A 23,146-nucleotide genomic window follows, 5' to 3' on the forward strand; every position below is an offset into this window, starting at 1 on the left:
TAATCCCGGGATGAATTCCCAAACCGACCTCACGATGACCGCGACGCAGCCGGCGGCAGAGCCCGAAGCGCCGAATCCTCACGCCCAGTTCGTCGACTGGATGCGTTCCGTCGCGCCCTATATTCACGCGTTTCGAAACAAGACTTTCGTCGTCGCGTTCGGCGGGGAACTCGTGCAGGAAGGTCGCCTGAACGCGCTCGTGCAGGACGTCGGCCTGCTGCACGCAATGGGCATTCACGTCGTGCTCGTCCACGGCTCGCGCCCGCAACTCGACGAGCAGTTGAGCCTGCACGGCGTCGAATCGTCGTTCTCGCACGGCTTGCGCATTACCGATGCCCGCGCGCTCGAATCCGCGAAGGAAGCCGCAGGCGAAGTGCGACTCGACATCGAGGCCGCGATCAGCCAGGGCTTGCCGAACACGCCGATGGCGCACGCGCACATCAGCGTCGTGTCGGGCAACTTCGTGACGGCGCGTCCGGTCGGCATTCTGGACGGCGTCGATTTTCAGCACACCGGCGTCGTGCGCAAGATCGACGGCGATTCCATCCGCCAGTCGCTCGCGTCGAACAAGCTCGTGCTGCTCTCGTCGCTCGGTTTTTCGCCGACGGGCGAGGCGTTCAATCTGTCGATGGAAGATGTCGCGTCCGCCGCCGCCATCGCGCTGCGTGCCGACAAGATCATTTTCGTGACCGAAATCCCGGGCCTCGTCGACTCGGAAAACGAACTCATCCGCGAACTGTCGCTCGACGACGCCTATCGCCTGCAGGAAAGCGGCGAATTGCAGGGCGACACGGCGTTCTATCTGAAGCACACGGTGCGCGCGTGCCGCGGCGGCGTCGCGCGTGGCCACATCATTCCGTATTCGCTCGACGGCAGCGTGCTGCTCGAACTGTTCCTGCACGACGGCGTCGGCACAATGATCTCGTATGAGAACCTCGAAAGCCTGCGCGAAGCGACGCCGGACGACGTCGGCGGCATTCTCACGCTAATCGAACCGCTCGAATCCGACGGCACGCTCGTGCGGCGCGGACGTCACCAGATCGAACGCGATATCGACCACTTTTCGGTCATCGAACACGATGGCGTGCTGTTCGGTTGCGCGGCGCTCTATCCATATACGCAGGAGCGCATCGGCGAAATGGCGTGCCTGACCGTCGCGCCGGAAGCGCAAGGTTCGGGCGACGGCGAACGCCTCTTGAAACGCATCGAGCAACGCGCCCGCGCGCGCGGCCTCACGCGCATTTTCGTGCTGACGACGCGCACCGAGCACTGGTTCCTGAAACGCGGTTTCGTGAAAGTAACCGTCGACGATCTTCCAGAAGATCGCCGACGTCTCTACAACTGGCAGCGCAAGTCGCTCGTCCTGATGAAACAGCTTTGAACACGATTTGAGAAGCGCGAACGCGCTTCGCCCCCGATACAGAGGAGAAACTCACAATGGCCCGAATGGTTCAATGCGCAAAGCTCGGCAAGGAAGCCGAAGGACTGGATTTCCCGCCGCTGCCGGGCGAGCTCGGCAAGCGCATCTACGAAACGATCTCGAAGGAAGCCTGGCAAGGCTGGCTCAAGCAGCAGACGATGCTCATCAACGAGAACCGGCTGAACATGGCCGATCCGCGCGCGCGCCAGTATCTGATCAAGCAGACCGAAAAGTATTTCTTCGGCGAAGGCGCCGATACGGCGTCCGGCTACGTGCCGCCGCAAAGCTGAAATCGCGCTTCGATCGCACTGTGAAAACCGGCCCACGCGGCCGGTTTTTTGTTGTCCGCGCGTCGGGAAATTGTTCCGCTTAGTACATCCGATCGCGACCGCGAAACTAGGCGCAATCCTAGGCCTGGCAAGGGTTCGAGCCTGTCCGACGAACCCATTCCGACATGCCGGTTTGCACATCGTCTGTCATCGTGTTATCATCTTGCTCGTTATCAACAGCAATTCACCATCATTCACGCGCTGGTTTTTCCGAGGCACGCTTCGGGCAATTGCGCGGTAGTGACAGTTTTCATACAAAGAGGCGCGTCGGTTTTCTAGCAACAACGCCGGCCTTTTTCGTCTCAGGTTGTTTTTTCACCGACGTCGCGGCTCACCCGCGGCAACGCAGTCCTTCAGCGCTGCGCTCGCCGTCCGCACGTCAAACTCGTTTGTTTCATCCCCGAGTGCAATTTCGCGACTACACCCGCGCGAGGCACCGGCACCGCGTTTCTTTTCGCTCATCGACTTCGCGCCGCTCGGCCCGTGGCCGTGGGAAGCCTTTGCTTTCGTCTTGAAGCGTTCGCGGCGCCGTCTCGAAACTGCACTTTCCCGGCAATTTGCGTCCGTCCTCCGCGGCGACGCGCCCGAAGCTCTCGCGAGTTCTCGGGGTCAAATACGGAGTTTTCCGCACTATGTCTGCACTTCACGAGGGCCTTTGGCGCAATCGCGATTCATCTAGTCAGAAGTCCGCTCTCACCCTCGACGACATCACCATCGTCGATCAGTCCCTGTTGAAGCGCGCGGTCGGCGCCATGGCCATCGGCAACGCGATGGAATGGTTCGACTTCGGCGTGTACAGCTACATCGCCGTGACGCTCGGCAAGGTGTTCTTCCCGTCGAGCAGCCCCGCCGCGCAGTTGCTGGCGACCTTCGGCACGTTCGCCGCCGCGTTCCTCGTGCGCCCGATCGGCGGCATGGTGTTCGGCCCGCTCGGCGACCGCATCGGCCGCAAGCGCGTGCTCGCAATGACGATGATCATGATGGCCGTCGGCACGTTCTGTATCGGCATCATTCCGAGCTATGAAACGATCGGCGTGATGGCGCCGGTGTTGCTGCTCGTGGCGCGTCTCGTGCAGGGCTTTTCGACGGGCGGCGAGTACGGCGGCGCGGCGACTTTCATCGCGGAATTCTCGCCGGACAAGAAGCGCGGCTTCATGTCGAGCTTCCTCGAACTCGGCACGCTCGTCGGCTATGTGCTCGGCGCGGGCGTGGTCGCGGTGTTGACGGCGGTGATGTCGGAGCGCGAGCTGCTGTCGTGGGGCTGGCGCATTCCCTTCATGATCGCGGGTCCGCTCGGCCTGATCGGTCTTTACATCCGGATGAAGCTCGAAGAGACGCCTGCGTTTCAGCGTGAAGCGGAGAAGGCGGAAGCCGTGTCGCACGAGACGACGAAGGAGCAGTTCCGCGAGACGCTGATTCAGCAATGGAAGCCGCTTTTGCAGTGCGTGGGCCTCGTGCTGATCTTCAACGTGACCGACTACATGGCGCTGTCGTATCTGCCGAGCTATCTGTCGGCGACGCTCAAGTTCAACGAGACGCACGGCCTCTTCATCGTGCTCGTCGTGATGGTGCTGATGATGCCGCTCACGCTTCTCGCCGGCCGTCTGTCGGACACGATCGGTCGTAAGCCAGTGATGCTCGCGGGCTGTATCGGCCTGCTGCTGCTGTCGATTCCTTCGCTTTCGCTGATCCGCATGGGCACGGTCCCGTCGATCTTCGCGGGCATGATGATTCTCGGCGCGTTGCTGTCTACGTTCACGGGCGTGATGCCGTCTTCGCTGCCTGCCCTCTTTCCGACGAAGATCCGCTACGGCGCGCTCGCGATCGGCTTCAACGTGTCGGTGTCGCTGTTCGGCGGCACGACGCCGCTCGTCACGGCATGGCTCGTCGACAAGACCGGCAATCTGATGATGCCCGCGTACTACCTGATGGGCGCGTCGATCATCGGTATCGTGTCGGTGCTCGCACTGCACGAGACGGCGAAGAAGCCGCTGAAGGGTTCGCCGCCGTCGGTGGGCTCGAAGTCGGAAGCGTATGCGATCCTGCGCGGCCATCGCGAAGCCGCCGAAATGGACGATGCATTCCCGGAAGGCGCCGTGCGCGCGTAAGCGTTGCGCCTCGAAGGTCGAACTGCGAAGGGCCGGTGCGTGAAGCGCCGGCCCTTTTTTTATTCGACCAGCGAAACGATGCGCGCGTGCACTTGGCCTTCGTCGATATCGAGCAGCGCGAGCGTGATCGGCAACTTGAAGCGGCGCGGCCCCGCGCTGCCGGGATTCACGAAGAGCACGTCGCCGCGTCGCTCGATGAGCGGCTTGTGCGAATGACCGGTCACGACGACATCAATGCCGTCGAGCTGCTTGGGCACATCGGCGATGTCGTGGACGACGTGGATCGTCACGCCGCCGAGTTCGATGCGCGCGTGGCGGGGCAACCGCGCGACGTCATCGCCGACATCGTTGTTGCCGCGCACGACGGTGATCGGCGCGAGAGGCGCGAGCGAATCGAGCACGTCGCGCCTGCAGATATCACCCGCGTGGATGATGTGCGCGCAGCCGCGCAATGCGTCGAGCGCTTCGGGGCGCACGAGGTTGTGGGTATCGGAGATGAGACCGACGCGCATCACGCTTCGTCGTTCGCGAGGATGCGCTCGATGCGTCGATCCGGCACGAGCCACACGGCGGCGACGAGCGCGTAGATGGTCGCGGCGATCCACGGCTGCCAGAACGATACGGCGATCGCGGTGAGATAGAGCAGCACGGAGAGCTTGCCCTTGCGATCCGCGCCGACCGCGCGTTCGAGCGCGGCGTTTTCGCCGTGCATCGATACGAGCGTGCGCGTGAGGATGTGCCACGCCACGGCCGTCATGAAGAGCACGAAACCGTAGCAGGCTGTCGGCACGGGAGTCAGATGATTCTCGCCCATCCAGTTGGTCGTGAACGGAAAGAGCGACAGCCAGAAAAGCAGATGCAGATTCGCCCACAGCACGCGGCCGTTCACGCGCCGGATCGCGTGACAGAGGTGGTGGTGATTGTTCCAGTAGATGCCGACATAGATAAAGCTCAGCACGTACGCACAGAAGACGGGCAAGAGCGGCGCGAGCGCGGCGAAGTCCTCGCCATGGGGCACTTTCAACTCCAGCACCATGATCGTGATGATGATGGCGATCACGCCATCGCTGAATGCTTCGAGCCGGGTTTTGCCCATCGTGTCCTCGCGCCTGTATCGGTGCCGCCGATTATGCGGGAGGGCTGAAATCTTGTCGAACGGGCTGCGTATTGGTAGCGCAGCGTGGCTTTGGCGCGACTTTGGCGCGATGGCCTGCAATGGTAGAATCGCGTCCGCCCTGCCGGGGTGATGAAATTGGTAAACATAGCGGACTTAAAATCCGCCGCCTCACGGCCTGCCGGTTCGAGTCCGGTCCCCGGCACCAAGTAGTTTTCACGCAACGGCAAAGTATCACCAGAAACCCCGACAGCGTATGGCTTTCGGGGTTTTTTGTTGCCCATCGTGCCCAAAGTTGCACCATTGACAGCGGGGGCATATTTGGGGGCACCGCGAGAAACCGCGGGGATGCCCCCTGATATAAGCCCTTCATCGACACTGCCGCACGCAACGCTCCGCGCGAGAAAGCCTGGCGCTTGTGGACAGCGCGGCCATGTATCTCGACGTCACACCTGCGAGCGGCAAGTACTAGCGCATAAAGTACCGGTTCGGGGCAAGGAGAAGCGCCTTGCGCTCGGGGTCTATCCAGACGTGACACCGGCGGCGGCCCGCAAGAAGCGCGATGACGCCCGCGAAAAGCTCGCACACGGCTTCGACCCTGGCGGAGCGAAGAAGGTCGATAAGCGCGCCGCCTTGCGGTCCCTGACAATCTCGGGTCGGCCTACAACCGGACAAAACTCAGCAAGGAACGGCGCGCGATGATGCAGACGCGGGCCGAATACTTGGATCGGATCAAGGCCGGAGCGCAGATCATTCCGCTGAACCAGGCCGCGAGTTGAATCGCGGATTGGCCTAAACAGAATTTAACAATCACCCGTTAGCCCGTCTCTAAGCTAGCCGATATCAAAAGTAACGCGACCGGGCGCGGCTGAATTTCCTGCTCGGGCGAACACGAGTCCGCCTGGCCATGCTAACAATTCCGCGATCGCAACAAGCGGAGGTCGCATGTCTTTTCCCGAATGGGGATATTCCTACAACGCGCTCTATGTGCCACTGTCCGGAGGCTGGCACTGTGCATTGATGCCGGCTCGCGAAGTGCAGGACGTGGATCGGGGATGGCGAATGTCCTACGAAGAGCGCAAGCAGAAGAGAAAAGAGCAAACGGAGCAGATCGAGCAAGATCGGCAGGACTTCGATCGCATGTTCAGGGTCCGCACTGGCCGGCGACACGCGCACACTTGCACCGAGTTTCGCGAGTATGTGGCGTTCATCAGCCGTCACCTACGCGTATCGAGTTGGGACTTGCTTGATGGCGAAGGCGTCACGCGGGCGCTGCGCGCAGCCGTGCGAGACGGCCATATCACGCCCGTGATTGCTCGGAACTGGCAGGGCGGGCGGCGCGTGTTCAAGCGCTACGCACCTCAACACTGGCCGACCGCGGGCGGCGGCGCGCGGACCACAAGCGAAGTTCTGAACTGGCGTGAGTTCGCGATGCTCAAGAAAGCAAATGGCGAGACGGGGTTCGGTTCTCACTTGATTGATTCCGACCTAGAATCCGTCGGCAATCGCACGTCACGTGTGAGCAGTGCAGGCAGCGGTGGAAGTTTCGACTGGTTGAGCGTGATTAAGGCGGCGGGCGGCGCGGTTGCCGGTGCTGCGCTCGATGGCGCGGACGATGCCAGCGACGTCAATCCACTGCTCAAGAGCTTAGGGGCAACAGACGAAGGCGGCTCGTTGTTTGGTAGCGCCCAGCGATTCGAGTACGTGCCGGACGACCCGAGCGGCGATATTGACGAGTTGGCCGGGATGCCTTTCAACGGCGAGCCGGGAGCGTGGATCTCAAGTATGCCGGGCACGATGACGCAGTTGCGTCAATACGGGCCGAACGGCACGCCGCTGACGGACTTCGACCTGGAAGCGCATCATGGCAATCCAAACCCGCACGCGCACAACTGGGACGGTTATCGCCGGGACAACGGTGCACCGGTTTCCCTTCTCCCTTGGTAGATCGAGATGAAAGATGAGGCCTTGCAGGCGTGGGGTTATTTCCACGACTGGTACTTGGACAGCTTGACCATTGGCCCGAACGTCGAACCTCGTGCGCTCGCGCTCGGGCTGCACCTCGGAAGCCGGCGCGCAGTGGTGACTTTCAATGGCGCGACGTGCGTAGCGGTTGATCGTCTCGGTTTGCTGAATATCGTTTATGGGATACACGTCATCGCACCGGATGACGCGAAGTATGAGCGCGCCTGCAGGGTACTTGCCGCCGGCGAACGCCTCACGGACAGGAAGGCGAACTCGCTAGCTTTCGTGTACTCGACACTGGGCGCTGAACTCGCCATTGAATGCGATTCGGTTGACGCGCGCGTATTCGATGAGGGTACCGTCGATCCAGTCTCGCTACCGCTCCCGTGAATCGGAAACGAAACCGCCTGGCCGGCGAACTTGGTTGTTTCGTGCGGAGCTATGCACGCAAGGCGCACGCTAGCCGCGACCCTAACGACCGCCAATATGACAAGAAAATCGAGAGGACTATGAGGGCTCTCCGGCCGGAGGCACTCTCGGAGTTGCTTTCCGGCGACATCAGCGAGGGCGGACGGTCAGAAACAATGGACGATGACACTCTCGGTGATGAATAGCGATAAGCGTCAGCGTGCGCGGCGGGCTCGTCCTTTCCGCGCTTTGTTCAAAGACGGAAACGCCGTTTTCCATGTGTACCTGGCTGCGTACCAGGCCGCACCAACACCCAAAGCACCGCCCCACCCTAATCGTTCAACGGCATCCCGGCAACCAGCGCCACGCCATTGGCCGCCTGCTTGCCGACGGCATCCGCGACTTCCTGAATGCTCCGATATCCCGTCGGCATCCAATAAAGCCACGTATCCTCCTGAACGTCGAAGCTTGCATCGCCGACCGTCACCGTTCCCGACAGCCACTCCGCGCCATCGAAGAAATTGAAGGCCATGCGCGCCGCATCGGACTTCGATCGCACGCTCGTGATATGAATCGTCACCGGCACGCCGTTCGGGTCGATTCGAAGTCCAAGATGAGCGGCGCGCACCGCGAATGCGGACATCATCGCGCTGCGAATCCATGGCGTCACGAGAACGCCATTGCTGTCGATCTTCGGCGTCTGGATACCCTTGACGATTTGCTGCTTCGTTTCGACGCTGCCCACGCGGGGAGAGTCGATGTCCGGTACGGTCGTCAGGCATCCGGAGAGGAACAGGGACAATGCGGCTGCGCTTGCAAAAGTTCTGAATGCCATTCGTCGTTCTTGTTTTCAGGAAAGGATTGGGTCTCCGGTATAACGACCCACCTTCCAAAATCTTGAGCGACACCCTCAAACCGCGTTCAGCAACCGCTCCGCATCCCGCACCGCGTCGAAGAGCGCCTCGATCGCCGTATCGCGGTCTAGCAGGCACACATGCTCGATATCGAACGGCAGCGCGTCCACGCCGATGAAGCGCACCGTTCCGCCGAAGCAATCGCGCGTCTTGCCGCTGCGCACCGAAGCGATGTAGTTCGGGGTGATATAGAGGGCAACGGGCATCATGGCGGCCTCCGCGAGGGTCCGGTCGATGAACCCGAGTCTAGCGACACGCGCCCTCACGCGGCACCCGCCGCACGCGGGGAGCCCTTCCCCTCTTTCGCAGCCCTGCCGCCTACACCGCATGCCCCAGCACGCGCGCGACGTAATGCCGGCCCCACGCCTCGCCGTGCGCGATCGCCTCGGCGACGGTCTCGAACGGGCCGCGGTCGCCCGTCATTTCGCCGGATTCGTCCGCGAGCTTCGAACCGTGCAGCGGCTTGCGGTCGAGGCGCGTCACGCGCACGCGGATCGCGTAGCCCTCGGACGGGGACGCCTGCGCGTCGCCCTCGGCCTCCAGCGGCCTGGGCACGGCCTGCACGGCGAGCAGGTAATCGCCTACTTCGATGTCCTTCTGCATGGCGGTCGTCTCCATCGGTGCGGAACGCGCTGGTCGAATGACAGTGCCGATTGTGCTACCGCATCGCTGCACAAAACAAGCGGTCGCGCGCCGCGATGCACTACAGTGATGCACTGCGGCACGCATGTTATAAAGCATCGCCCGACACTCATCACGCCCCGGCGCGCCTCGCCGCATCGGGCACCGACCGAATTCACCGATGAACCATCGCACCCGTCACCTGCTGCTCCTCCTGCTCGCGACGCCGCTCGCTTATCTTGCCGGCTGCACGTCCTATTACAAGAACGTCGAAGCCTGCAAGGAGAAGGTGCGCGCCGACTATCCCGACGCCGCGAGCGCGCCGCTGAAAATCACGGGTTCCGGCGCGAGTTATCATGGCTCGCGGGTCGTCGTGCACGCCACGATCCAGTATCCGCCGAAGCCGCCGGCCACCAAGCCTTTGCCGATGCCGGCCGCCGCCGAATGCACCTTCAGCGAAACGTCGATGACCGGCTTCCAGTGGCTCGTCCCCGCGAAGCTCGCGCCGAAGCCGCCGATCGCCGAAGCCGACGAGTAAGCCCCGCACCGTCCGCGACGAGGAGATCCACGCGCATGCTGCTCGCCCAGATCAGCGATTTGCACATCAAGCCGCCGGGCACGCTCGCCTACGGCCGCGTCGATACGGCCGCGTATCTCTCCCGCGCGATCGATGTCCTCAATGCGCTCGATCCGCGTCCCGACGCCGTACTCATCACGGGCGATCTCGTCGATGCGGGCGGTATCGACGAATATCGGCATCTGCGTGCGCTCCTCGACCGTCTCGCGATACCGTGGCGCGTGCTCGCCGGCAATCACGACGATCGCGCGAATCTGCGCGCGGTGTTCGGCGACCGCCCCGAACTCGCGGGCCACGACGGCTTCTTGCAATACGCGTTCGACGTGGGCGAAGTCCGCGTGATCGCGCTCGACACGCTCGATCCCGGCTCCGGCGCGGGCCGACTGTGCGCCACGCGCCTTGCGTGGCTTGAAACGCAGCTCGACGCCTGCCGCGAGCGGCCCGTTTTGATCGGGATGCATCATCCGCCGATCGCGTGCGGCATCGGCTTCATGGACGAGATCCGCCTCGCGCCCGACGACAGCCGCGCGCTCGACGCGCTCGTGCGACGTTATCCGAACGTCGAGCGCATCGTGTGCGGGCACGTGCACCGTGCGATCAGCGCGCGCTTCGGCGGGACGGTCGTCTGGTGCGCGCCTTCGACGGCGCATCAGGTCGCGCTGCAATTGCAACCCGGCGGCCCGGAAGCCTTCGTCATGGAGCCGCCGGCATTCGGACTGCATCTGTGGCGCGCCGACCTCGGCCTCGTCACACATTGCATGAGCGTCGAACAGGGCGGCGGGCCGCAGCCTTTCTAAGAGCGCTCTGCGCCGAGTGCGCGTCTTCAGTATGATCGGCGGCTGATCTTCATCGCCTTCGGTTCATGTCCACTTCGCCGCGATCGAATCCTCCGGAGCGCCATCCGCTGGGCTGGAGCGGCGTCTGTCGCGCCCGTCTCACCGCGACAAGTCTCGCGGCGTTCAGCCACTGGCGCGGGCGCGAGCGGCGATAGCGCCTCAGGGCCGCGCGCGCGCGTAGTCGTGCAAAGCGTCGAGCACGCGGTCGAATTCGAGCGATTTGTCGAAGAAGTGACGCACGCCGTACTGCAAGCAACGCTCGCGATATGTAGGCAACGCGTGATTCGTGAGCACCGCGACGAACGCGCGCGGCGCGCCGCATTCCTGGAGCCACGCGAGCACGTCGATGCCCGAGCCGCGCTTCAGTTGCAGATCGACGATCACGGCGTCGAACGTCTGCGTCGACAAGAGCGCGATGGCGTCGTCGGGCGTATCGGCGAACGCGGTCACGCGCCAAGGCCCGAGCGCTTCGATCGCTTCGGTCAGGCTGCGGCGGATGAGCGGCGAGTCCTCGATCAGCAACACCGCGAGCGGTATCCGCCGCGCGCCCGGCTGCTCGATTCGGTCGTCAGTGGTGATGTGATTGCCCACGGCGGGCGCCTCCGGCAGTGCTTTCGCGAATTCCGAACGATGCGCCGCTACTCGATCAGGCCGTTCTTGATCGCGTAATACGTGAGGTCGGCGTTACTGGAAAGCCGCATTTTTTCGAGCACGCGCGCGCGATACGTGCTCACCGTCTTCACCGACAAATGCAGTTCCTGCGCGATCTCCGTCGGAAGCTGGCCGCCCGCGAGCTTGCAGAAAATCTGAAACTCGCGCTTCGACAGCAGTTCGTGCGGGCGCTCGGCGGCGGGCTTGTCGAGTTTATCGGCGAGCGCATCCGCGATGAACTCCGACAAATAGCGATGCCCGCGCGCCACCGTGCGGATCGCGCGCACCAGCTCGTCGGGCGCGGTGTCCTTGTTCAGATAGCCGTTCGCGCCCGCCTTCAGCAAGTTGATCGCGTACTGGCTCTCCGGAAAGCCCGAGAGCATCAGCACGCCCTGCTCCGGACGGATCTGCTTGATCACGCGCAAGGTGTCGATGCCGTTCTTGTCGGGCATCGCGATGTCGAGCAACACGACCTCGAACGCCTGTGCGCGCACAAGCGCGATGGCCTCGTCGCCGGTGGCGGCTTCGGCCGCGACTTCCATGTCGGGCTCGTCCGCGACGAACTGCCTGAACCCGCTGCGCACGATGGCATGGTCGTCGGCTATCAATACTCGAATCATTCGCGTGGTCCGCGCGGCCGGCGGTTCTTGTAGTAGTGGATCGGCCATTTTACGCGTGCGCCGGACGCGCGCGACGCGTCCCCGGCCACCTCGTCATCATCCGTCGCGGCCTTCCAGCAGGTCCGCCATGTCGTCCGCGTGCTCTTCCTCGACGGCCAGAATGTCTTCGAAGATGCGGCGCGTCGTGACGTCCTTGTCGCCGAGATAGCGAATGATCTCGCGATACGTGTCGATGGCGATGCGCTCCGCGATCAGGTTCTCGCGGATCATGTCGATCAGATCCTTGCCTTCGCTGTACTCCGAGTGCGAGCGCGACGAGAGACCATCGGGCGCGAAATTCGGCGCGCCGCCCAGTTGCACGATGCGCTCGGCGAGCGTGTCGGCGTGCTCCTGTTCCTCGTTCGCGTGCTCAAGAAACTCCTGCGCGACGGCTTCCGAGTGAATCCCCTTCGCCATGAAGTAGTGGCGCTTGTAGCGCAGCGTGCAGACGATTTCTGTCGCAAGCGAGTCGTTGAGCAGCTTCAGCACGGTCTCGCGATCGGCGCCGTAGCCGGTCGTCACCGCGCCTTCGTCCATGTGCTGCCGGGCGTCGGCGCGGATTTTCTCGACGTCCAGAACGAAGGCGTCCGTGGATTGGCCCGGTTGGCCCGGCGCGGCTTTTACAGCAGACGATTTGGACATTTGGTTCGCTCCTCTGTGAACGGATGAAATGATGTTTTTCGCTGTAGCAGGCGCTTGGGTGCATCGGTTTGGCATAGCGCGCTGCTATCCAATCAGACAACGCGATGCACGCTCCATGCCTGGTCTCTCCGGATAACCGCGCGAAGTTGCTGAAACCCGCGCGCGGCTTGCTGGCTCATGGTTTGAGCCTTTCCGGGCGTCACGTTCGGAACACGCCGAGCAGCAAAGTGACCACGAACACGACGAGAAAAATGAAGAAAAGAATCTTCGCGATTTCCGCCGCGCCGGCCGCGATGCCCGTGAAACCGAACACGGCCGCGATGAGGGCGATGACGAAGAAGACGGCTGCGTAGTGAAGCATGTGCGCTCCTTTATGAATGTTTGAGAACGGTTCGACGATGCCCGCCAAGCGACGCTAATCGATGGCTTTTTTCGTGATGACGAAGCCGAGCACCAGGAACACGACGCACAGAATCAAGAACAGCACGAACAAAAACTTGGCGATGGCTGCGGCTCCGGCGGCGACGCCGGTGAAACCCAGCACGCCCGCGATCACGGCCACGATCGCGAAAAACAATGCCCACTTCAGCATGATCGTTCCCCGTAAGAATGAATGACTGAACCATCGTAGCCATGCATTTGGCGGCGCGCATTAGGGCAGGCTCCTTTTTTGCTGTGGGAATCCACCGACACTTGCTTTCAATTCGGCTGCTCGAAACGAAACGCCGAACGACCGACCCCATGAGCCACGTACCGCGCGCCGCGATGCCGCCGATCCTGCCCGACAACACGCCGCCCTTCGCGGTCGACGAACCCGCCATTAAGCCGCCGGTGCAGCCCGCGCCGACGGGCATCGCGCGCCGGGCAACGCGCCTGAACGAGTGGATGCGCCGCTATAGCTGGGCGGTCGCGATGACGGTCGCGATCGTCATCACGGTAGGCGGACTCATCATTCTGGAATCGGGGCGCATGCGCATCGCGTCGGAATACGAGACGGCGCTCGAAGCGAAAGGCGCGACCACGCAACTCTCGATGCTCGCCGCCGATATCGCCAGCCTCACCGCCGACGAACGCGGCTTCGCGCTAAAAGCTGACGGCGCGTATCAGTCGCATTTCCGGGACGCGACCGCGCGCGTGCGGCGCACGCTGGCGTGGCTCGATGCGTATTACCGGCGCATCGGCGACGACACCGCGCTCGCGAGCTTCGCGCAAATCCGCGCCGCCGCCGACGCTGCAATCGCGCAAGGCACGGCGCGCCTCACGAATCCGCCCAGCGACGCCGCCGCGCGCAACCGCACGCTCGCGCTGCCGCCCGACACGAGCGCGACGCTCGATGCGGCGCTCGCGCTTTTACGCCTGAACGAAGAGCAGCGCGCGCAACACGCGCTCGACGCGAGTCGCGCCGATCAGCGCATTTCGACGCTTTGCGTCGCCGCCTTGTGCGCGCTCAACATCGTGTTGTTCATCCTGCTCTTTCGCAATCTCGGCATTCAGCTCGACAAGCAGGCGCGCGTGCAGAAGGCGCTCATCACGCAACAGGAAGAGCTCGACAACCTCGTGTTCGCGCGCACGCGTCAGCTCGAAGCGCTCGCGTGGCATTTGCAGTCCGTCAGCGAAAACGAGAAGACGGAGCTTGCGCGCGAGCTGCACGACGAACTCGGCTCGATCCTCACCGCGAGCAAGATGGATGTCGCTTGGGTGCGCGGCAAGCTGAAGGACAGCGAGCCCGCGATGGCCGAAAAACTCGCGCGCGCGCTCGGCAATCTGGATCAGGGCATCGCGTTGAAGCGCCGCATCATCGAGGACATGCGCCCGACCGTGCTCGCCAACTTCGGTCTCGTCACGGCGCTGCGATCGCTCGTCGATGAAGCCGCGCAACGCAATGGCTGGAGCGTCGAATTCGATCTGCCGGGCGAGGACATGAAGCTCGGCGAGGCGGTCGAGATCGCGCTTTTCCGCGTCGCGCAGGAGACGCTCACGAACGCGGCGAAATATGCGCGCGCGAGCCGCATCCGCGTGGCGTTGACGATCGATGAAGCGAACGTGTCGCTCTCGATCACCGACGACGGCATCGGCATTCGTCCGCAGGATTTGAAGCGCACGCAGACGCACGGGCTCGTCGGCATGCGCCAGCGCGTCTCGGCGCGCGGCGGGCGCTTCGAGATCGAACGCGCCGCGCCGCGCGGCACGGCGATCAGCGTGTCGATGCCGCGCGAACGCAGCGCCGATGCGCCCATCGCAGAGCCGTCCGCGTAGGACGATGCCGACACGAAATGCGGACGCCGCCGACACGAAAATCGCATGCATGCCTACAGCCTGCGGAACGCCGCTTTTTTATGATTGATTACACCGGTAAGGCGAGATGTCAGTCAGATGTCCGTCAACCAGACACTGATGCGCGAACCCAATTCCTGTCACGCATTTCAACTCCAAGGGGAATCCACATGACTCGACTCATCGCTCTACTTCTCATCGCCGGCACCGCGGCTCTCGCAGGTTGCAACACTGTTTCGGGAGCCGGCCAGGACATCTCGAAGGGCGGCCAGGCCATCTCGAACTCGGCGGAGGAGCACAAGTAACAAGTAACGCGCGAAGGCGCCGCGTGATCGCGGCATGATCGCGGCGTTCCCGCTCAGACGTTCCATAGCGTTGATGCAGTGCCCTGTCTTCCCGCCACGTTTCGCGTGGCGGGAATTTTTTTATGTCGTCGCCGATTGCGCGACATTTGCGCGACATTTGCGCGACATGCGAAAAAAGGCCCGGTCGATTCGTTCGGCCGGGCCTCGCGTTGCGGAACGCGTCGTTACGTCATTGCGTGTCGGGCAGTTCGATCGCCGGCTGCTGCGTGTTGCCGCCCTGCGCGACCAGCACGCGAATCTTCTCCGGCACCAGTTGCGTGACCGCATTCCCCGAAGGCAGCGTCGTCACGAGCCAGTCCGCGTTGTTGCCGAGATCGAACGAGGCCGACGTATAGACCGTCGTCTTCGAGCCGGGCAGCGTCACGATCAACTGATACGTCCCGCCCGACACGTAGATCGAATCCTGCGTCGTCGCGGGCACGGCGTTCTTGTAGGCGACGCCTGCCATCGTCGGGCTGACGGTCGAGATGTTCGTGCCCGGTGCGACGAGATAGATGTCGAGGTTCGGCGCATTCGTCGACGCGTTGAACGCCCGCACCCGCGCGCTGCTCGATAGCAGGCCCTTGTCGAACGGGTCGTCGATCACCGCGATCGACGGCAGGAAGCCCGCGTCCGGCAGCGCAATCACCGTGTATTCGTGCCCTTTCGCCGCGTTCGTGATGCTCGTATCGGTGGCGAGCTGGGTCGTCGTGTTGACGGCCGCATAGGAGAAGTTGTGCTGGCCCGTGTCGATGTTCGCGAAGTTCGTCACTGCCTTGTAGGCGAGATTCGGCTGCAGGATCTTGGCGTTGTCGTAGAAGTCGACGTTCGGGCCGCTCGGAATCGCGTGAACGAAATGAACCTGCGGCTGAGTGACGCCGATTTCCTTGCCGACGTCGTCGGAACTTCCGCCGCAAGCGGAGAGCAAAGCGGCGACAGCGGCAAGCGCGGCAGCGGTGCGGATGAGCTTCATGGTTCCACCTTTCCTTGTTTTGATTTGATCGACCACATCGTCATCCGGGTCCGGACGATCAGGCGTCCGCAGGACTTTGCGCACTCGCTCGCCGGCCCCGATTCGGGTTTCCCTCTTGCCAGATCGACCGGCGCCGGAGCGCCGCCGAAGTGGCGTCTGCGTTCAGCAATGAGCATGCCCCGAGACGGTGCGGCAAAGCCGTGCGCCGGCCGGTGAGCCTTATGCAGCAAGGGTTTCGAATTCGTTAGAGGAAATGCTCTGGAGCGGAGGAACGCATTCGCCAAGCTGCATCAATCGATGCAACATAGCGGCCAAACGCGAAGTGGTTTTACAAGGAAGGAACGTTCAGAGTCGCCCGCGCCGCTGCTGATCGAACCAGAAGGAAAGCCCGACGGACAACAGAATCACGACCGTCGCGATGACGGTCCACCGCGTGACGATTTCGCCGAGCAGCGCGGCGCCGAGCATCACCGCGACGAGCGGATTCACATAGAGACAACTCGTCGCGACAATCGTGCTCGTATTGCGGATCAGGAAGTTGTACGCGATATACGCGGCCATCGAGCCGATCACGACGAGATACAGAAACGAAAATCCCGCGCCGACGCCGACATGCGCGAGCCGCTCACCCGACGCGAGCGCGATGGCCGTCGCGATCAATCCGCCCAGCCCGATTTGCAGCGCCGTCGACATCAGCAGATCGGAAGGCTGCGGCAGGCGCGTCGCCAGATGCGCGCCGCCCGCCCAAAAGATCGCGGCGCACAGAATCGCCAGCGTGCCGACCGTGGAACTCGGCGAAGGATCGCCGTGATTCAGCAATACGATTCCGACCAATCCGAGCGCCACCGCCAGCCACTCGCCCTTCGCGACGCTACGGCCACTAAGCGCGGTAAAGATGGTCGCGAAGAGCGGCACCGTGGCGACCATCACGGCGGCCGTGCCGGTTCCCACCGTGCGCATGCCGTAGGCCATCATTCCGCTCGACAGGCCTTCCAGCAACGTGCCGACGATCGCCGCATTGCGCACTTCGCGCGCGCTGGGCCACGCCGCCTTGCGATGCACCGCGATCGCGAATACCCCGATGCCGGCGAACAGATTGCGCAAACCGCCGAGCATGAGCGGCGGAAACGAATCGAGCGCGAGATGGATCCCGAGATAGGTCGATCCCCAAACGAGATAAACGACCGTGAGCGCAAGCGCGACCTGCCCTTTGAAGGAGCGCGGCGCGCGAAACGGAAAACGGTCGGGAAAACTGAACGGCAGGCGCGGCGGCCGAAGAGCGGACATGCATCACTCCGCGACGGCTGCGCGCCGGACGACTGCGGGAACGAACGGGAGACACGCTGCGGCAGAAACCAGACTGAACGACATGACGAAACTGAAGAGTGCGATTGGCGCGAAGGAGAACCGCGCGACTCCGGGAAAACCCGGAAATCCGCGGCGCCCGACATTATGCAGTAAGCGCACAACGCGGCCGCACAACTTTTCGAATGGTTGCCAAGACGCCACGCCGCGGTGTAACGTGTCGGCTGCTAACGCGGGGGTCCTGCGTTGCACATCGCGGTTTCGCTCGGTTTCATCGACGAAATCGCTTCGTGTGGCGTGGGTGAGAAATACCCTTTGAACCTGATCTGGATAATGCCAGCGCAGGGAAGCGTTCGGGTTCTACGGCATGCAGCATCCACGCCACTTCAACCGAACCCGTACCTTTCCGTCTCGTTCTTCCCTGTTTAGCTCCTGAATCAGCCGAGCTCGGCGACGTTCGTTCGCAGTTCGTCGAGCGCGGCAAATAAACCATCCCTACAGGAGAGACAGCACATGAATGCCAACCCCAAATTCCTGTCCGAGAACGCCGTCGTCGACGCCGCCGCCGTCGCGCCGCTGCCGAACTCGCGCAAGGTCTACGTGACCGGTTCGACGCCCGACATCCGTGTGCCGATGCGCGAAATCACGCAATCAGACACGCCCGACGGCTTCGGCGGCGAAAAGAATCCGCCCGTTTATGTGTACGACACGTCCGGCCCGTACACCGATCCGGAAGCGAAAATCGACATCCGCTCGGGTCTGCCCGCGCTGCGCGGCGCGTGGATCGAACAACGCGGCGACACGGAGGAACTCGCCGGTCTGTCCAGCGAATTCGGCCGCGAGCGCGCCGCCGATCCGAAAACGGCCGAACTGCGCTTCCCCGACCTGCATCGCCATCCGCGCCGCGCGATCGCCGGCAAGAACGTCTCGCAGATGCACTACGCGCGGCAAGGCATCATCACGCCGGAGATGGAATACATCGCGATTCGCGAGAACCAGCGGCGCGCGGAATATCTCGAAAGCCTGCGCACGAGCGGCCCCAACGGCGAAAAGCTCGCGAACATGATGGGCCGCCAGCATCCCGGCCAGGCCTTCGGCGCGGCGGCGTTCGGCCGTGACGCGGCGAAGGAAATCACGCCCGAATTCGTGCGCGAGGAAGTGGCGCGCGGCCGCGCGATCATCCCCGCGAACATCAATCACCCGGAAAGCGAGCCGATGATCATCGGCCGCAACTTCCTCGTGAAGATCAACGCGAACATCGGCAATTCGGCGGTGAGCTCTTCCATCGGCGAGGAAGTCGACAAGATGACCTGGGCGATCCGCTGGGGCGGCGACACGGTGATGGATCTCTCGACCGGCAAGCATATTCACGAGACGCGCGAGTGGATCATCCGCAATTCGCCGGTGCCGATCGGCACGGTGCCGATCTATCAGGCTCTGGAGAAGGTCAACGGTAAAGCCGAAGATCTGACGTGGGAAATGTTCCGCGACACGCTCATCGAGCAGGCCGAGCAAGGCGTCGATTACTTCACGATCCACGCGGGCGTGCGCCTGCAATACGTGCCGCTGACGGCGAACCGCATGACGGGCATCGTGTCGCGCGGCGGCTCGATCATGGCGAAGTGGTGCCTCGCGCATCACAAAGAGAGCTTCATCTACGAGCACTTCGAAGACATCTGCGAAATCATGAAGCAATACGATGTCTCGTTCTCGCTCGGCGACGGCCTGCGCCCCGGCTCCATCTACGACGCCAACGACGAAGCGCAACTCGGCGAACTGAAGACGCTCGGCGAGCTTACGCAGATCGCGTGGAAGCACGACGTGCAGGTGATGATCGAAGGCCCCGGCCACGTGCCGATGCAGCTCATCAAGGAGAACATGGACCTGCAACTGGACTGGTGCGACGAAGCGCCCTTCTATACGCTCGGGCCGCTCACGACGGACATCGCGCCGGGCTACGACCACATCACGTCGGGAATTGGCGCGGCGATGATCGGCTGGTTCGGCACCGCGATGCTCTGTTACGTCACGCCGAAGGAACACCTCGGCCTGCCGAACAAGGACGACGTGAAGGTAGGCATCATCACGTACAAACTGGCGGCGCACGCGGCCGATCTGGCGAAGGGTCATCCGGGCGCGCAGGTTCGGGACAACGCGCTTTCGAAGGCGCGCTTCGAGTTCCGCTGGGACGACCAGTTCAATCTCGGCCTCGATCCCGACAAGGCGCGCGAATTCCACGACGAAACGCTGCCGAAGGATTCCGCCAAGGTCGCGCATTTCTGCTCGATGTGCGGCCCGCACTTCTGCTCGATGAAGATCACGCAGGACGTGCGCGACTTCGCGGCGAAGCAAGGCGTGAGCGAAAACGAGGCGCTCGCCAAGGGCATGGAGACGAAGGCGATCGAGTTCGTGAAGAAGGGCTCGGAAATCTATCAGCCGACTTGATGCTTTTGCCGCGCTGACAACGGCCTGTCGCACGACGCGTGCGACAGGCCGTTTTTTTGGGTGGTAACGGGCGCAAAGCCTTGTCGCACCTGATCGAACGGCTCATATGACGATTCGGGCATCTTTTCTGCTGAGCGAGTGAACGAACCGGCGAAAAAACGTGACGGCCACTTTGTTTCTCGGTCGACGCCGAAACGGTCGCGCCGCGCCTTCAGGATGGCGGCCGAACCGCAGCCGATTCATCTCATCATCGAACTGGAGAGTCGACATGAAAAACATCAAAGAGATCGGCGCCGCTGCAATGGTCGTTGCGTTTCTAGGAGGCTTGACCGCTTGCGGCGACATGACCACGCGTCAACGGGACACCGCTATCGGCGCCGGCGTGGGCGCGGCGGGCGGCGCGGTGATCGGCGGCAGCGCGCTTTCGACGCTGGGCGGCGCTGCGGTCGGCGGTGTCATCGGCAATCAGGTCGGCAAGTAGCGGAAGCCGCGTTTGAGCGACGAAATGGACGCGATTCGCCGCCATAAACAACGCCTTGTTTCATCCTTGTTACATAAAGGCGCGTCGTAATGCTTTGTGACATGACGCCGCGCGTCTCTGTGCTGCCGTTCGACTAAGCTGCTTCTTAACGGGCCAATCTCATTCGATCCGAAGCCCGCAAGTCGTAACGCAAGGAGCAGCATCATGATTTCCGCCCGCAGCATTCCCGGACCCCGGATGGCCGCCGCAGCGCTCGCCGCCGGGCTTCTTCTCAGCGGGTGCTACTACCCTTACGGGTATCCGGCGTATCCGCCTTATCCGCCGGCTTATCAGCCCGCGCCGGTCGTCGGCACGACCTACACTCAGCGCCAATTTTCGTTGCCTGCGTCCGGCACGGCGGCCACGGCCACGTCGTCCGCGACATTGCCGCCGCAGTACGAGTACGCGGTCGGCACGCCTTATTCCGACTACTACCAGACGTATCCGTATCCCTATCCCTATTACCCGCCGTATGCGGCTTATCCGTACTACGGCTATCCGGCCAATTATGGCTACGGATACGGATACGGCTATCCGGCCGTGTCTTTCAGCTTCGGTTATTGGGGCGGCGGCGGAGGTTGCTGCTGGGGCCACGGCGGCGGCTGGCATGGCGGCGGTGGAGGCTGGCATGGTGGTGGCGGCGGCTGGCATGGTGGCGGCGGTTGGCACGGTGGTGGCGGGGGTGGCAACAACTGGCATGGCGGTGGCGGTGGTGGCGGCGGTCGCGGTCATTGAACGTCATGCCGCGATACGCAAAATGAGACGAAAAGCGATTTGACGCGCCGCCGCGTAACACTGCTGCAACACTTTCTCGTCGACACGGGCATGTGAACGCGAATCGCCCGACCGTGCGGCAGCGCACTTTCCTTATCCGACAAGGCTTAGGCACTATTCGCCAGATGATTGGCACGATTTTGGCTACATAGATTCCCTGCATCGAGCCGCAACCGCGATTGAGCATCACGAAGTTCGCGACGCGGCATCGGCGCACCTTCAGCGCATTTTTCCGTATCGGGGGATCGGACATGATGGCCTTTGTGTTTTTTCTGCTGTGGATGCTCGCCTCGCTCGGCCTGTTGACCGTGTGGGTCTTCCGCCAGTCGCCACCGGCCGGCCGCGACGACCGCGCGCCGAGCGTGGCCGCCGAGGGCTGAAGAAGCTCGTCCGCCTTTCTCCGTCTGCATCGACGACGCGCCCGCAAGCGGCGCGTCCCTTCGCGCGCAAGGGCTTACGCCACTGCCGCAATGCGCGGGCATTCACGCCTTGACGCACGCCGTTCGCGCCCTATTCTTAGTGAGCGCGTTATGCGGTTGCTTAAGCCGGCGGCCGCCTGCTGACGAACATCGAACTCCACGCGCATCGCGGCTTCGCCTCGCGCCGCTTCGGCTCACCACAAATCGAAGGAGACCCGATGTTCCACCAGCTGCTCACTCCGATCGCCAATTCCCTGTTCGCGTCCTTCATCGTTGCCGCGCTGCCGATCATCCTCGTGCTCGTGCTGCTCGGCTGGGCGCGCCGCCCCGCGTGGCAGGCGTCGCTCGCGGGGCTGGTTCTCGCGCTCGTCATCGCCGTGGCGGGCTGGCATTTTCCGGTCGGGCTCGCGCTCGATTCGATCGCGGCCGGGGCCGTGTTCGCGCTATGGCCCGTCATGTGGATCGTCTTCGCCGCGATCCTGCTCTACAACGTCGCGCAGCGCTCGGGGCGCTTCGAGGCGTTTCGCCAGTGGATGGTCGATAACCTGCCGAACGACCGGCGCATCGTGCTCGTGGTGATCGGCTTTTCGTTCGGCGCGCTGCTCGAAGGAATCTCGGGCTTCGGCACGCCGATAGCGATCACGAGTTCGCTGCTGATCCTGCTCGGCTTCCCGACGCTCGAAGCGCTCACGTTCACGCTGATCTTCAACACGGCGCCGGTCGCGTTCGGCGCGCTCGGCGTGCCGATCACCGTGCTCGGCGCCGTCACGCACCTGCCGACCGATGCGCTCGCGAAAATGGTCGGACGCCAGTTGCCGTTCTTCGCGCTCTTCCTGCCCTTCTATGTGATCGGTATCTACGCGGGCTTTCGCAACATGATGCGCATCTGGCCTGTGCTGCTCGTCTCGGGCGGCGCGTTCGCACTGACGCAGTTCGTGACGTCGAACTACATCAGCTATGCGCTGACCGACGTGCTTTCGTCGCTCGTCTCGTTGATTCTCACGATCGCGTTCCTGCGCGTATGGAAGCCCGTCGCGGACGAGCGCTTCGCCGTCAACGTCGAGCGCATCGGCGCCGAGCGTTCGGCGATTCCGGGCGGCCAGGGCTGGCTGCCGTGGATCGTGGTGTCGGTGGTCGTGATCGTGTGGACGGTGCTCAAGATCTTCCTGATCGGCGACGTGAAAGTCGCGTGGCCGGGCCTCGACAAGGCCGTCTACATCACGCTCTACAACCAGCCCTACGGCGCGATCTGGGACTTCCAGCCGCTCGCGACCGGCACGGCGATTCTGGTGGCGTCGATCATCACCGCGCTCATCGTGAAGCTGCCCGCGCGCGAGTACGGCGCGGCGATCGTCGATACCTGGGTGCAAACGCGCATCGCCATTCTCACGGTGGCGACGATCGTCGGCCTCGCGTATCTGATGAACTACTCGGGCATGAACTACACGCTGGGTCTGGGCGTGGCGTCGGTCGGTCCGTTCTTCCCGCTCGTGTCCGCGTTCCTCGGCTGGGTGGCGGTGTTTCTCTCCGGCAGCGACACGTCGGGCAACGCGCTCTTCGGCAATCTGCAGGTGGTCGCGGCGAATCAGCTCAACCTCAATCCCGTGCTGATGGCGGCGACCAATTCCTCGGGCGGCGTGATGGGCAAGATGATCTCGCCGCAAAACATCTCGACCGGCGTCGCGACGACCGAACTGAAAGGCAAGGAAGGGCTCGTGTTCGCGCGCACCTTCAAGCATTCGATCCTGCTCACGATTCTGCTCGGCGTGCTCGTGTGGCTGCAGCAGAACGTGCTGACGTGGATGATCCCGCCGCATTGACCGCGCGGCTTTCTCCCGCCGTTCTCCC

General features: G+C 63.1%; 27 protein-coding genes, 1 tRNA gene and 1 riboswitch. Of the genes, 16 read left to right on the plus strand and 12 right to left on the minus strand.

All coding sequences use genetic code 11. The features are described 5' to 3' along the window. Positions 1-10: 10 nt before the first annotated feature. The 3 genes from argA to proP all read left to right on the plus strand — a co-directional run bounded on the left by argA (position 11) and on the right by proP (position 3,857). Complete coding sequence (gene argA, locus AWB82_RS28445) at positions 11-1,381, plus strand: amino-acid N-acetyltransferase (protein ID WP_086972665.1); 1,371 nt, start codon at positions 11-13, stop codon at positions 1,379-1,381. Positions 1,382-1,437: 56 nt separating this feature from the next. Beyond that, on the plus strand, positions 1,438-1,710 hold the full coding sequence (locus AWB82_RS28450; RefSeq protein WP_008350541.1) for an oxidative damage protection protein: 273 nt from the start codon (positions 1,438-1,440) through the stop codon (positions 1,708-1,710). Positions 1,711-2,381: 671 nt separating this feature from the next. Beyond that, entirely contained in the window at positions 2,382-3,857 is a 1,476-nt protein-coding gene (proP, locus tag AWB82_RS28455) for a glycine betaine/L-proline transporter ProP (protein ID WP_086972666.1), read from the plus strand. A gap of 59 nt (positions 3,858-3,916) precedes the next feature. Here proP and AWB82_RS28460 read toward each other — a convergent pair whose 3' ends face one another. Continuing rightward, on the minus strand, positions 3,917-4,369 hold the full coding sequence (locus AWB82_RS28460; protein WP_086972667.1) for a metallophosphoesterase family protein: 453 nt from the start codon (positions 4,367-4,369) through the stop codon (positions 3,917-3,919). Beyond that, entirely contained in the window at positions 4,369-4,953 is a 585-nt protein-coding gene (locus AWB82_RS28465; protein WP_086972668.1) for a TMEM175 family protein, read from the minus strand. Before AWB82_RS28465 ends, AWB82_RS28460 begins: the two co-directional genes overlap by 1 nt. Positions 4,954-5,094: 141 nt before the next feature. On the opposite strand from AWB82_RS28465, the gene AWB82_RS28470 reads away from it, so the two are divergent. The 4 genes from AWB82_RS28470 (at position 5,095) to AWB82_RS28485 (ending at position 7,326) form a co-directional block, all read left to right on the plus strand. Beyond that, positions 5,095-5,179: transfer RNA gene (locus AWB82_RS28470), tRNA-Leu, on the plus strand. 140 nt (positions 5,180-5,319) lie between these two features. Next, the gene (locus AWB82_RS39255; protein WP_407643053.1) at positions 5,320-5,673 is read left to right on the plus strand and encodes an Arm DNA-binding domain-containing protein; all 354 of its coding nucleotides are present in this window, start codon (positions 5,320-5,322) and stop codon (positions 5,671-5,673) included. Positions 5,674-5,916: 243 nt separating this feature from the next. Continuing rightward, the gene (locus tag AWB82_RS28480; RefSeq protein WP_143756897.1) at positions 5,917-6,918 is read left to right on the plus strand and encodes a hypothetical protein; all 1,002 of its coding nucleotides are present in this window, start codon (positions 5,917-5,919) and stop codon (positions 6,916-6,918) included. 6 nt (positions 6,919-6,924) lie between these two features. Next, positions 6,925-7,326: a hypothetical protein gene (locus AWB82_RS28485; protein ID WP_235023477.1), complete on the plus strand. Its 402-nt coding sequence runs from the start codon at positions 6,925-6,927 to the stop codon at positions 7,324-7,326. 349 nt (positions 7,327-7,675) lie between these two features. Here AWB82_RS28485 and AWB82_RS28495 read toward each other — a convergent pair whose 3' ends face one another. The 3 genes from AWB82_RS28495 to AWB82_RS28505 form a co-directional block, all read right to left on the minus strand. Then, a complete protein-coding gene (locus AWB82_RS28495; protein ID WP_143756899.1) occupies positions 7,676-8,179 on the minus strand; it encodes a hypothetical protein in 504 nt (167 codons plus the stop codon). 75 nt (positions 8,180-8,254) lie between these two features. Beyond that, on the minus strand, positions 8,255-8,467 hold the full coding sequence (locus AWB82_RS28500; protein ID WP_061119886.1) for a hypothetical protein: 213 nt from the start codon (positions 8,465-8,467) through the stop codon (positions 8,255-8,257). A 109-nt stretch (positions 8,468-8,576) separates the two neighbouring features. Continuing rightward, positions 8,577-8,861 (minus strand): hypothetical protein, encoded by a 285-nt coding sequence (locus AWB82_RS28505; protein WP_086972672.1) that lies wholly within the window; start codon positions 8,859-8,861, stop codon positions 8,577-8,579. Between the two features lie 199 nt (positions 8,862-9,060). Between AWB82_RS28505 and AWB82_RS28510 the strand changes: the two genes are divergently transcribed. After that, positions 9,061-9,417 (plus strand): hypothetical protein, encoded by a 357-nt coding sequence (locus tag AWB82_RS28510; RefSeq protein WP_086972673.1) that lies wholly within the window; start codon positions 9,061-9,063, stop codon positions 9,415-9,417. Positions 9,418-9,452: 35 nt separating this feature from the next. Continuing rightward, entirely contained in the window at positions 9,453-10,253 is an 801-nt protein-coding gene (locus tag AWB82_RS28515; protein ID WP_086972674.1) for a phosphodiesterase, read from the plus strand. A 198-nt stretch (positions 10,254-10,451) separates the two neighbouring features. Here the strand turns inward: AWB82_RS28515 and AWB82_RS28520 are convergent, their stop codons facing one another. The 5 genes from AWB82_RS28520 to AWB82_RS28540 all read right to left on the minus strand — a co-directional run bounded on the left by AWB82_RS28520 (position 10,452) and on the right by AWB82_RS28540 (position 12,836). Then, the gene (locus AWB82_RS28520; RefSeq protein ID WP_086972675.1) at positions 10,452-10,883 is read right to left on the minus strand and encodes a response regulator; all 432 of its coding nucleotides are present in this window, start codon (positions 10,881-10,883) and stop codon (positions 10,452-10,454) included. A gap of 47 nt (positions 10,884-10,930) precedes the next feature. Further along, positions 10,931-11,563, minus strand: a complete 633-nt coding sequence (locus tag AWB82_RS28525) for a response regulator (protein ID WP_086972676.1) — start codon at positions 11,561-11,563, stop codon at positions 10,931-10,933. A gap of 96 nt (positions 11,564-11,659) precedes the next feature. Then, positions 11,660-12,244, minus strand: a complete 585-nt coding sequence (locus tag AWB82_RS28530; RefSeq protein ID WP_086972677.1) for a ferritin-like domain-containing protein — start codon at positions 12,242-12,244, stop codon at positions 11,660-11,662. 199 nt (positions 12,245-12,443) lie between these two features. After that, on the minus strand, positions 12,444-12,605 hold the full coding sequence (locus tag AWB82_RS28535) for a DUF1328 family protein (RefSeq protein WP_008350559.1): 162 nt from the start codon (positions 12,603-12,605) through the stop codon (positions 12,444-12,446). Positions 12,606-12,659: 54 nt separating this feature from the next. After that, positions 12,660-12,836: a DUF1328 domain-containing protein gene (locus AWB82_RS28540; protein WP_074171271.1), complete on the minus strand. Its 177-nt coding sequence runs from the start codon at positions 12,834-12,836 to the stop codon at positions 12,660-12,662. Positions 12,837-12,985: 149 nt separating this feature from the next. Here AWB82_RS28540 and AWB82_RS28545 point away from each other — a divergent pair, with 149 nt between their 5' ends. Further along, entirely contained in the window at positions 12,986-14,500 is a 1,515-nt protein-coding gene (locus AWB82_RS28545) for a sensor histidine kinase (RefSeq protein ID WP_086972678.1), read from the plus strand. A gap of 188 nt (positions 14,501-14,688) precedes the next feature. Further along, positions 14,689-14,823 carry an entericidin A/B family lipoprotein gene (locus tag AWB82_RS28550; protein WP_016344885.1) on the plus strand — a complete coding sequence of 45 codons (135 nt, stop codon included), beginning with the start codon at positions 14,689-14,691 and terminating at the stop codon, positions 14,821-14,823. A gap of 229 nt (positions 14,824-15,052) precedes the next feature. Here AWB82_RS28550 and AWB82_RS28555 read toward each other — a convergent pair whose 3' ends face one another. Next, the gene (locus AWB82_RS28555) at positions 15,053-15,835 is read right to left on the minus strand and encodes a DUF4397 domain-containing protein (protein WP_086972679.1); all 783 of its coding nucleotides are present in this window, start codon (positions 15,833-15,835) and stop codon (positions 15,053-15,055) included. Positions 15,836-16,180: 345 nt separating this feature from the next. Continuing rightward, positions 16,181-17,122, minus strand: coding sequence for an EamA family transporter (locus AWB82_RS28560; protein WP_086972680.1), 942 nt, complete (start codon positions 17,120-17,122; stop codon positions 16,181-16,183). Between the two features lie 242 nt (positions 17,123-17,364). Beyond that, a riboswitch (TPP riboswitch) is annotated at positions 17,365-17,506 on the plus strand. 147 nt (positions 17,507-17,653) lie between these two features. On the opposite strand from AWB82_RS28560, the gene thiC reads away from it, so the two are divergent. From thiC to AWB82_RS28585, 5 genes are all read left to right on the plus strand, one after another. Then, entirely contained in the window at positions 17,654-19,585 is a 1,932-nt protein-coding gene (gene thiC, locus AWB82_RS28565; protein ID WP_086972681.1) for a phosphomethylpyrimidine synthase ThiC, read from the plus strand. Between the two features lie 301 nt (positions 19,586-19,886). Beyond that, complete coding sequence (locus AWB82_RS28570) at positions 19,887-20,066, plus strand: glycine zipper 2TM domain-containing protein (protein WP_374728691.1); 180 nt, start codon at positions 19,887-19,889, stop codon at positions 20,064-20,066. A gap of 204 nt (positions 20,067-20,270) precedes the next feature. Continuing rightward, positions 20,271-20,840: a hypothetical protein gene (locus tag AWB82_RS28575; RefSeq protein WP_086972683.1), complete on the plus strand. Its 570-nt coding sequence runs from the start codon at positions 20,271-20,273 to the stop codon at positions 20,838-20,840. Positions 20,841-21,058: 218 nt separating this feature from the next. Next, positions 21,059-21,259 (plus strand): hypothetical protein, encoded by a 201-nt coding sequence (locus AWB82_RS37760; RefSeq protein ID WP_086972684.1) that lies wholly within the window; start codon positions 21,059-21,061, stop codon positions 21,257-21,259. A 257-nt stretch (positions 21,260-21,516) separates the two neighbouring features. Further along, the gene (locus AWB82_RS28585; RefSeq protein ID WP_086972685.1) at positions 21,517-23,118 is read left to right on the plus strand and encodes an L-lactate permease; all 1,602 of its coding nucleotides are present in this window, start codon (positions 21,517-21,519) and stop codon (positions 23,116-23,118) included. The last annotated feature ends 28 nt before the right edge of the window (positions 23,119-23,146 follow it).

Source organism: Caballeronia glebae (assembly GCF_001545035.1).
Taxonomy (GTDB): domain Bacteria; phylum Pseudomonadota; class Gammaproteobacteria; order Burkholderiales; family Burkholderiaceae; genus Caballeronia; species Caballeronia glebae.

Bases quoted from the DNA above. Each gene is read 5' to 3' on its own strand.
- argA (WP_086972665.1), top strand. From the start codon at position 11: ATGAATTCCCAAACCGACCTCACGATGACCGCGACGCAGCCGGCGGCA.
- AWB82_RS28450 (WP_008350541.1), top strand. From the start codon at position 1,438: ATGGCCCGAATGGTTCAATGCGCAAAGCTCGGCAAGGAAGCCGAAGGA.
- proP (WP_086972666.1), top strand. From the start codon at position 2,382: ATGTCTGCACTTCACGAGGGCCTTTGGCGCAATCGCGATTCATCTAGT.
- AWB82_RS28460 (WP_086972667.1), bottom strand. From the start codon at position 4,369: ATGCGCGTCGGTCTCATCTCCGATACCCACAACCTCGTGCGCCCCGAA.
- AWB82_RS28465 (WP_086972668.1), bottom strand. From the start codon at position 4,953: ATGGGCAAAACCCGGCTCGAAGCATTCAGCGATGGCGTGATCGCCATC.
- AWB82_RS39255 (WP_407643053.1), top strand. From the start codon at position 5,320: ATGCCCCCTGATATAAGCCCTTCATCGACACTGCCGCACGCAACGCTC.
- AWB82_RS28480 (WP_143756897.1), top strand. From the start codon at position 5,917: ATGTCTTTTCCCGAATGGGGATATTCCTACAACGCGCTCTATGTGCCA.
- AWB82_RS28485 (WP_235023477.1), top strand. From the start codon at position 6,925: ATGAAAGATGAGGCCTTGCAGGCGTGGGGTTATTTCCACGACTGGTAC.
- AWB82_RS28495 (WP_143756899.1), bottom strand. From the start codon at position 8,179: ATGGCATTCAGAACTTTTGCAAGCGCAGCCGCATTGTCCCTGTTCCTC.
- AWB82_RS28500 (WP_061119886.1), bottom strand. From the start codon at position 8,467: ATGATGCCCGTTGCCCTCTATATCACCCCGAACTACATCGCTTCGGTG.
- AWB82_RS28505 (WP_086972672.1), bottom strand. From the start codon at position 8,861: ATGCAGAAGGACATCGAAGTAGGCGATTACCTGCTCGCCGTGCAGGCC.
- AWB82_RS28510 (WP_086972673.1), top strand. From the start codon at position 9,061: ATGAACCATCGCACCCGTCACCTGCTGCTCCTCCTGCTCGCGACGCCG.
- AWB82_RS28515 (WP_086972674.1), top strand. From the start codon at position 9,453: ATGCTGCTCGCCCAGATCAGCGATTTGCACATCAAGCCGCCGGGCACG.
- AWB82_RS28525 (WP_086972676.1), bottom strand. From the start codon at position 11,563: ATGATTCGAGTATTGATAGCCGACGACCATGCCATCGTGCGCAGCGGG.
- AWB82_RS28530 (WP_086972677.1), bottom strand. From the start codon at position 12,244: ATGTCCAAATCGTCTGCTGTAAAAGCCGCGCCGGGCCAACCGGGCCAA.
- AWB82_RS28535 (WP_008350559.1), bottom strand. From the start codon at position 12,605: ATGCTTCACTACGCAGCCGTCTTCTTCGTCATCGCCCTCATCGCGGCC.
- AWB82_RS28540 (WP_074171271.1), bottom strand. From the start codon at position 12,836: ATGCTGAAGTGGGCATTGTTTTTCGCGATCGTGGCCGTGATCGCGGGC.
- AWB82_RS28545 (WP_086972678.1), top strand. From the start codon at position 12,986: ATGAGCCACGTACCGCGCGCCGCGATGCCGCCGATCCTGCCCGACAAC.
- AWB82_RS28550 (WP_016344885.1), top strand. From the start codon at position 14,689: ATGACTCGACTCATCGCTCTACTTCTCATCGCCGGCACCGCGGCTCTC.
- AWB82_RS28555 (WP_086972679.1), bottom strand. From the start codon at position 15,835: ATGAAGCTCATCCGCACCGCTGCCGCGCTTGCCGCTGTCGCCGCTTTG.
- AWB82_RS28560 (WP_086972680.1), bottom strand. From the start codon at position 17,122: ATGTCCGCTCTTCGGCCGCCGCGCCTGCCGTTCAGTTTTCCCGACCGT.
- thiC (WP_086972681.1), top strand. From the start codon at position 17,654: ATGAATGCCAACCCCAAATTCCTGTCCGAGAACGCCGTCGTCGACGCC.
- AWB82_RS28570 (WP_374728691.1), top strand. From the start codon at position 19,887: ATGGTCGTTGCGTTTCTAGGAGGCTTGACCGCTTGCGGCGACATGACC.
- AWB82_RS28575 (WP_086972683.1), top strand. From the start codon at position 20,271: ATGATTTCCGCCCGCAGCATTCCCGGACCCCGGATGGCCGCCGCAGCG.
- AWB82_RS28585 (WP_086972685.1), top strand. From the start codon at position 21,517: ATGTTCCACCAGCTGCTCACTCCGATCGCCAATTCCCTGTTCGCGTCC.